Origin of the sequence: Nocardiopsis halotolerans DSM 44410 (genome assembly GCF_000341065.1) — a bacterium.
Classification (GTDB): domain Bacteria; phylum Actinomycetota; class Actinomycetes; order Streptosporangiales; family Streptosporangiaceae; genus Nocardiopsis; species Nocardiopsis halotolerans.
This window is the reverse complement of record NZ_ANAX01000175.1, coordinates 22,293-29,286: the sequence shown is the minus strand read 5'-3', so window position 1 is coordinate 29,286 and position 6,994 is coordinate 22,293. Positions and strand designations below refer to the sequence as shown.

The 6,994-nt window shown below is 72.7% G+C and carries 5 protein-coding genes and 1 pseudogene (1 of these 6 running past the window's edge); 5 read left to right on the top strand and 1 reads right to left on the bottom strand.

What is annotated here, in order from left to right; genetic code table 11:
- Positions 1-335, top strand: partial view of an excinuclease ABC subunit UvrA gene (locus D455_RS0113475; RefSeq protein ID WP_017571243.1) — the 3' portion only. Its footprint begins 2,080 nt before the window's first position; the window shows 335 of its 2,415 coding nt (coding positions 2,081-2,415); the start codon falls outside the window, past its left edge; the stop codon is at positions 333-335.
- A 44-nt stretch (positions 336-379) separates the two neighbouring features.
- Here D455_RS0113475 and D455_RS0113470 read toward each other — a convergent pair whose 3' ends face one another.
- Positions 380-1,162 (bottom strand): IclR family transcriptional regulator, encoded by a 783-nt coding sequence (locus D455_RS0113470; protein ID WP_017571242.1) that lies wholly within the window; start codon positions 1,160-1,162, stop codon positions 380-382.
- Positions 1,163-1,426: 264 nt separating this feature from the next.
- On the opposite strand from D455_RS0113470, the gene D455_RS0113465 reads away from it, so the two are divergent.
- The 4 genes and pseudogenes from D455_RS0113465 to D455_RS0113450 all read left to right on the top strand — a co-directional run bounded on the left by D455_RS0113465 (position 1,427) and on the right by D455_RS0113450 (position 6,812).
- Positions 1,427-2,401 carry a 5-dehydro-4-deoxyglucarate dehydratase gene (locus tag D455_RS0113465; RefSeq protein WP_017571241.1) on the top strand — a complete coding sequence of 325 codons (975 nt, stop codon included), beginning with the start codon at positions 1,427-1,429 and terminating at the stop codon, positions 2,399-2,401.
- Positions 2,398-3,567, top strand: a pseudogene (locus D455_RS36015) (enolase C-terminal domain-like protein); the annotation flags it as partial. The gene D455_RS0113465 and the pseudogene D455_RS36015, both read left to right, overlap by 4 nt.
- A 262-nt stretch (positions 3,568-3,829) precedes the next feature.
- Complete coding sequence (locus D455_RS0113455) at positions 3,830-5,260, top strand: GntP family permease (RefSeq protein WP_017571239.1); 1,431 nt, start codon at positions 3,830-3,832, stop codon at positions 5,258-5,260.
- Positions 5,261-5,321: 61 nt separating this feature from the next.
- A complete protein-coding gene (locus D455_RS0113450) occupies positions 5,322-6,812 on the top strand; it encodes an aldehyde dehydrogenase (NADP(+)) (RefSeq protein WP_017571238.1) in 1,491 nt (496 codons plus the stop codon).
- Positions 6,813-6,994: the final 182 nt, after the last annotated feature.

Sequence of the window (6,994 nt, the reverse complement as noted above, 5' to 3'; positions counted from 1 at the left end):
CCCTGTCCGGCGGCGAGCGGCAGCGGCTCAAGCTGGCCACGCACATGGCCGAGAAGGGCGGCGTCTACGTCCTGGACGAGCCGACCACCGGTCTCCACCTCGCCGACGTCGAGCAGTTGCTGGGCCTGCTCGACCGGCTCGTCGACTCCGGCAAGTCGGTCATCGTCATCGAGCACCACCAGGCGGTCATGGCGCACGCCGACTGGATCATCGACCTGGGTCCCGGGGCGGGTCACGACGGCGGCCGGGTCGTCTTCGAGGGCACGCCCGCCGACCTGGTCGCCGCCCGTTCCACCCTGACCGGCGAGCACCTGGCGGACTACGTCGGCGCCTGACCGCGTCGTTCCCGGACGGACCCCGGCCCTCGCTCCCGCGCTCGTCAGCTCAGGTGCGGGGGCCAGTAGCGTTCCAGGTTCGCGCGAGCCTCCATCAGCGCCTCGACCACGGCCGAGGCCAACTCGTCCGTGTACCGGGCGGTCGGAACCGAGCAGCTCAGCGCGTCCATGGCGGGTTCGTCGTAGCGCAGCGCCACCGCCACGCACCGCAGGCCCACGACGTTCTCCCCGTCGTCCACGGAGTAACCCCGTTCGCGGGTGAGCGCGAGGTCCCGTAGGAGCACGTCCATGTCGGTGATCGTCTCCTGGGTCAGCGGCTCCAGCCTCCCCGGCAGCAGGCTCCGCACCTCGTCGTCGCTCCGCTCGGCCAGCAGGGCCTTGCCCAGCGCGGTGCTGTGCGCGGGCAGCCGTCGGCCGACCCGGCTGAAGGGCCTCAGGTAGTGCCGTGACTCCTGGGTGGCCAGGTAGACGACGTCGCTCCCGTCGAGCCGGGCCAGGTGGACCGTCTCCTCCAGCTTCTCGGTGAGCGTGTCCAGGTGGCCGCGCACCTGGTTCACCCGGGCGTCCGCGTCGATGTAGCCGGTCCCGGTGAAGAGCGCGCGGATACCGAGGGTGTACAGGGTTCCGGTGGGGTCGGAGCGCACCCACCCCCGGTTCACCAGGGTCTGCACCAGCGCGTACAGGCTGCTGCGGGGGATGCCCATCTCGTCGGAGAGGGTGCGCAGCGTGACCGGATTCCGGTGACGCGACAGGATCTCCAGGAGTTCGACGGTGCGCGCCGCCGACTTGACCTCGCGGACACCGCCGTGATCGTGCGCGGCCGACACCCGACCGCCTCCTTCCCACTGCGCCCCCCGATCTCGGACGACCCGCCGGGGGCGAGCGAGGCCGTCGTCTCGGGGTCACCAGTGTAGACCGCCGCTTCATGGGTGCACGTTCTCCGAACCCGGAACCCAGGAACCCAGCCCCCGTCCCCCAGGCCTTCCGGCCCACCGGCCTCCCTCTGTGCACCTTGTCCCAGGTTGACGTGATGTGTCTCCCAAATTAACCTCCATCTACAGATACAACAGCCATCTACATATGGAGACGGTATGAGTGACGTCGGGGCCGCCCCCGAGCTCTCCCGGAGGCTCGCCGAAGGCATGCGCCGTTCGGTGCTCTCCTTCCCCCTCACCCCCTTCGACGAGGACGGCTCCTTCGCGCCGAAGGCCTTCGAAGCGCACCTGGAACACCAGCTCGCCGCGGCTCCGGGCGCGGTCTTCGTGGGCTGCGGCACCGGCGAGTTCTTCAGCCTCGGCCTCGACGAGTACGAGACCGCCGTGGCCGCCGCCGTCCGGCGCGTCAGCGGCGCCGTCCCGGTGATCGCCGGAGCGGGGAACGGCGCACCGTTGGCCATCGAGTACGCCCGCGCCGCGCGCCGCGCCGGGGCCGACGCCCTCCTCCTGCTCCCGCCCTACCTGATCAGCGGCACGCAGGCGGGCCTGGTCCAGCACACCCGCGCCGTGGCGGAGGCGGCCGGGCTCCCCCTGGTCGTGTACCAGCGCGCCCAGGCCGTCTACGAACCCGGGACCCTGGCGAGGATCGCGGAGATCCCCGGCGTCATCGGCTTCAAGGACGGCATCGGCGACCTCGACCGCATGCAGCGCCTGGTCCGGGCCGTCCCCGAGGACTTCCTCTTCTTCAACGGGACCCCGACCGCCGAACTCCAGGCGCGTTCCTACGCCGCGATCGGCGTCCCCGCCTACTCGTCGGCCGTGCACGCCTTCGCGCCCGAGATCGCCCGCGCCTTCTTCCACGCCCTCGCCGAGGGGGACACGGGTCTGACCGACGCACTGCTCGACGACTTCTTCATCCCGTGGGTCCAGCTGCGCGACCGGGGCCCGGGGTACTCGGTGTCACTGGTCAAGGAGGTCGCGCGAACGCGTTCGGCGGTGATCGGCGCCGACGTCGGACCGGTCCGCGCCCCGCTGTCCGCGCCCGAGCCCGCCCACCTGGAAGAGGCCGAGCGACTCCTCCAGACGGGGTTGGAACTGGCCGACCGAACCACCGCCAAGGAGTCCCGATGACCTACGACCCGCAGCGCTTCGTACGCGAGGTCCGCGTCACCCCGGTGCTGATCACCGACCCGCCGCTGCTCAACCTCCAGGGCGTCCACCAGCCCCTCACCCCCCGTACCGTCATCGAGGTCGAGACCGCGTCCGGGCACGTCGGCCTGGGCGAGACCTACGGGGACACCGAGTACCTCGACGCGGTCCGCGCGGTGGCCCCGCTGCTGGAGGGCACCGACGTCTCGCGACCGGGAACCCTGACGGCGGTCGTCGAGGAGGCGCTCGCCGACGCGGACGTGCTGGAGACCCAGGAGGGCACGGCCGCGTCCGGGCTCCGCGGCAGGCGCAGCCTCGCCAAACTCCGGGCGAGCGTCTTCTCCGCCTTCGAGGTCGCCTACCTGGACGCCTGGGGCAAGCTCCTGGGCGTCCCGATGCACGCCCTGCTGGGCGGCAAGGTGCGCGACCGGGTGGACTACAGCGCCTACCTCTTCTACAAGTGGGCGGCGCACCCCGGCGCCGAGCCCGACCCCTGGGGCGAGGCCCTCACCCCCGAGGGCCTCGTGGAGCAGGCCCGCGTCTTCATCGACCGCTTCGGTTTCCGGTCGATCAAGGTCAAGGGTGGCGTCTTCGAGCCCGACGAGGAGATCGCGGGGATGCGCGCGCTCGGGGAGGCGTTCCCCGGGGTCCCCCTGCGGCTGGACCCCAACGGCGCCTGGTCCGCGGAGACCGGGATCCGGGTGGCACGGGAACTGGACGGCGTCCTGGAGTACCTGGAGGACCCCACCGCGGGGATCGACGGTATGGCCGAGGTCCACGCCGCCACCGGGACCCCGCTGGCCACGAACATGTGCGTCACCGGTTTCGACGAGGTCCCCGAGGCCTTCGCCAGGAAGGCCGTGCAGGTGGTGCTCTCCGACCACCACTTCTGGGGCGGCATGCGCGCGACGCTGGACCTGGCCGCCCTGTGCCGGACCCACGGCGTGGCGGTGTCCATGCACTCCAACACCCACCTCGGCATCAGCCTGGCCGCGATGACCCAGGTGGCGGGGGTCGTGCCGAACCTGGACCACGCCTGCGACACCCACCGCCCATGGCAGGGGGAGGAGGACGTCATCACCCGGCCCCACACCATCTCCGGTGGCGCGGTTGAGGTCTCCGACGAACCCGGCCTGGGCGTCGAGCTCGACCGGGAGGCCCTGAGCGACCTCCACGAACGCTGGTCGAAGAGCAGGGTCCGCGACCGCGACGACGTGTCCGCCATGCGCGTCGTCCATCCCGACTGGAACGCCCCCCCGCCTGCCGCGCTGGTAGCGCCCAGCGCCTCCGAGTTCCCCGTGCGTCCCCCGCCCGGGGAACCCCCCGCCACCGGTCCCCCGCCGGTGCCGCGGCCACGGGTGCCCCGACGTCGGCGTCGGGGCACCCGCACCTCCCGAGACAAGGCCTCCCATGCTTTCCACCACCTTCCCCTCAACCGCCGGGATGGTCCTCGCCGCGAGCGAGGCCCCCTCCCCGTCCTGGACGCTCCCCCCGTGGGCCCTCATCCTCACCGTCGCGCTCGGCGTGGGCCTGCTGCTCCTGCTGGTCATCAAGGCCAAACTGCACGCCTTCGTCGCCCTGCTGCTGGTGAGCGCCGCCGTCGCGTTCGCCTCGGGCCTCCCGTTGAGCAGCATCCCCGGCCTGCTCGAGGACGGGATGGCCGCGACCCTGGGCGGCATCGCCATCATCGTCGCCCTCGGCGCGATGCTGGGCCGCATGATGCAGGAGACGGGTGCCGCCCAGCTCCTCTCGGAGCGGCTCCTCGGACTCTTCGGCGAGGGCCGTGCCCCACTCGCCATGGGGCTGACCGCGCTCCTGTTGGGCATCCCCGTCTTCTTCGACGTGGGCTTCATCATCCTCGTGCCGCTGCTGTACGCGGTCGCCGCCCGGACGGGCCGCTCCCTGATCAGCGTCGCGCTCCCCGCGGCGGGCGGTCTGGCCATCATGCACGCGGTGCTGCCGCCCCACCCGGGGCCCGTGGCCGCGGCCGAACTGCTGGGCGGCCACCTGGGCTGGATCGCCTTCATGGGTCTGGTCTGCGGTCTGCCCGCGTGGTACCTCGGCGCCTACGTCTTCGGCAGGAAGCTCGGTGACCGCACCTTCGTCCCCGTCCCCGCGTCCTTCCAGGAGTCGGAGCGGGAGAGCGCCGCGCCGGAGAACGCGCCCCCGCTGTCCCTGATCCTGGGCGTGGTCATCCTTCCGGTGGCCCTCATCCTGCTCAACACCTTCTCCCCGCTGGTGCTCCCGGAGGGGCCCGTACTCGACGTCCTGCTGTTCGTCGGCAACCCGGTGACCGCGCTGACCATCGCCACCCTGCTGTCCTTCTGGCTGCTGGGCGTGCGCGGAGGCATGACGCGCGAGCGCGTCGAGAAGGCCGCCTCCGCTTCCCTGGGTCCCACCGCCCTGGTGCTGCTCGTCACCGGTGCGGGCGGGGTCTTCGGTGAGGTCCTGGAGGCGACCGGCGCGGGTGACGCCGTGGCGGGGATCCTGTCGGCCACGGCCCTGCCCGTCATCGTCCTCGCGTTCCTCATCGCCATGATCATGCGCGTGGCGCTGGGGTCGAAGACGGTCGCGATCGTCACCACCGCCCCGATCGTGACCCCGCTCATCGCGGAGGCCCAGATGTCGCAACCCGAGATCGCGCTCATCGTCGTCGCGATCGCTTCGGGCGGAACGGTGCTGTCGCACGTGAACGACTCCGGGTTCTGGCTGATGAACCGCTACCTGGACCTCGACATCAAGACCACCCTCAAGAGCTGGACCGTGATGGAGACCCTGATGGGCCTCATCGCGTTCGGCATCGCCGCCGTCATCAGCGCGGGCCTGGCGCTGCTCGGTTGACGCCCCGCGGCGGCCACCGTGGCGTGGCCGCCGCGGACCCACAGGAAGGAGAACCGTCCACATGACCGACATCATCAGCTTCGATCCGCGTACGGGAAGCGCGGTGGAGACCGTCGCGTCGGAGACGACGCCCGAGGAACTGGAGCGGATCTGCTCGGCGGCGGCGGAGGCCGCCGAACCCCTCCAGGCGATGGGGCGTGCCCGGCGCGCCCGGCTGCTGCGCGCCATGGCGGACGGCCTGGAGGCGGACCGCGAGGCCATCGTGGCGACCGCCGACCGGGAGAGCGCCCTGGGAGAACAGCGGCTGAACGGGGAGCTCACCCGCACCTGCTACCAGTTCCGCCAGTTCGCCGACGCGGTCGAGGAGGGCTCCTTCGTGGAGGCGACCATCGACCACGCGGGCGACACCCCCATGGGGCCCAGGCCGGACCTGCGCCGGATGCTGGTCCCGCTCGGACCGGTGGCCGTGTTCGGGGCCAGCAACTTCCCGCTGGCCTTCTCGGTTCCGGGAGGCGACACCGCCGCCGCCCTCGCGGCCGGGTGCCCGGTCGTGGTCAAGGCGCACCCCGCGCACCCGGCGACCTCGCTGCGCTGCTTCGACGTCCTGGTGCGCGCGGCCGCGGACGGCGGGGCCCCGGAGGGCGTCCTCGCACTGGTCCACGGAACCCGCGCCGGGGCCGACCTCGTGCGTCACCCGGCGATCCGCGCGGTCGGGTTCACCGGTTCGGAACGCGGCGGGCGCGCCCTGTTCGACATCGCCTCCTCCCGCCCGGACCCCGTCCCCTTCTACGGCGAACTGGGCAGCGTCAACCCGCTCGTGGTCACGCCGGAGGCCGCGCGGCGGCGCGGTGAGGAGATCGCGCGGGGCGTCGTGGGCTCGTTCACCCTGGGCGCCGGGCAGTTCTGCACGAAGCCGGGCCTGGTGTTCCTGCCCGCGGACGACGCCGGACGGAAGCTGGAGGAGCTCATGATCGGGGAGGTCACCGAGGTCCCCCCGTTCGTCCTGCTGACCGAGGGCATCCGCGACGCCTACGAGGCCGCCGGGACGGAGGGGCTGGCGGCCCAGGGGCGGGAGGCGTCGGAGGGCTGGGGCGCGCGGGCGCGCCTGATCGCCACGGACGCCGCCGACCTGACCGAGGACGCCGTCCAGGAGTGCTTCGGGCCCGTCACCACGGTGGTCCGCTACCGGGACGAGTCCGACCTGCGCGCGGCGCTGGAGCGTGTCCCGGCCTCGCTCACGGCCACCCTCCTCTCCGAGCGGGACGAGGCCGACCTGCGCGGACGGGTGGGCCGGGCACTGCGGGAGAAGGCCGGGCGCCTGGTCTACGACGCCTACCCCACGGGGGTCGCCGTCACCTGGGCCATGCACCACGGCGGCCCCTGGCCCGCCTCCACCAACGCACTGCACACCTCCGTGGGAGCCACCTCCCTGCGGCGGTTCCTGCGACCGGTGGCCTGGCAGGGCGCCGCGCCGGAGGACCTCCCCGACGAGCTCGCGGACACGCCGGAGAACCCTCTGCCGCGACGGGTCGACGGACGACTGGAGGTGTGAGCCGCGGTGGGGCTCCGCCGCCCGGGGCCCCACCGCCGTTCCGGTCCCCCGGACGGGCACGGTTCCCGTCCGGGCCGCGCGGCCGGGGGCACGCCGAAGCTGGCGGGCCTGGGGACCCCCCGTTCTCCAGTCAACCGGAAACCGGAACGCCAGGACAGGGGCACTTCGCTCCTGTGGACAAC

What these genes read in the sequence shown, in the direction of transcription:
- D455_RS0113465 (WP_017571241.1), top strand. Translation starts at nt 1,427, where the DNA reads ATGAGTGACGTCGGGGCCGCCCCCGAGCTCTCCCGGAGGCTCGCCGAA.
- D455_RS0113455 (WP_017571239.1), top strand. Translation starts at nt 3,830, where the DNA reads ATGCTTTCCACCACCTTCCCCTCAACCGCCGGGATGGTCCTCGCCGCG.
- D455_RS0113450 (WP_017571238.1), top strand. Translation starts at nt 5,322, where the DNA reads ATGACCGACATCATCAGCTTCGATCCGCGTACGGGAAGCGCGGTGGAG.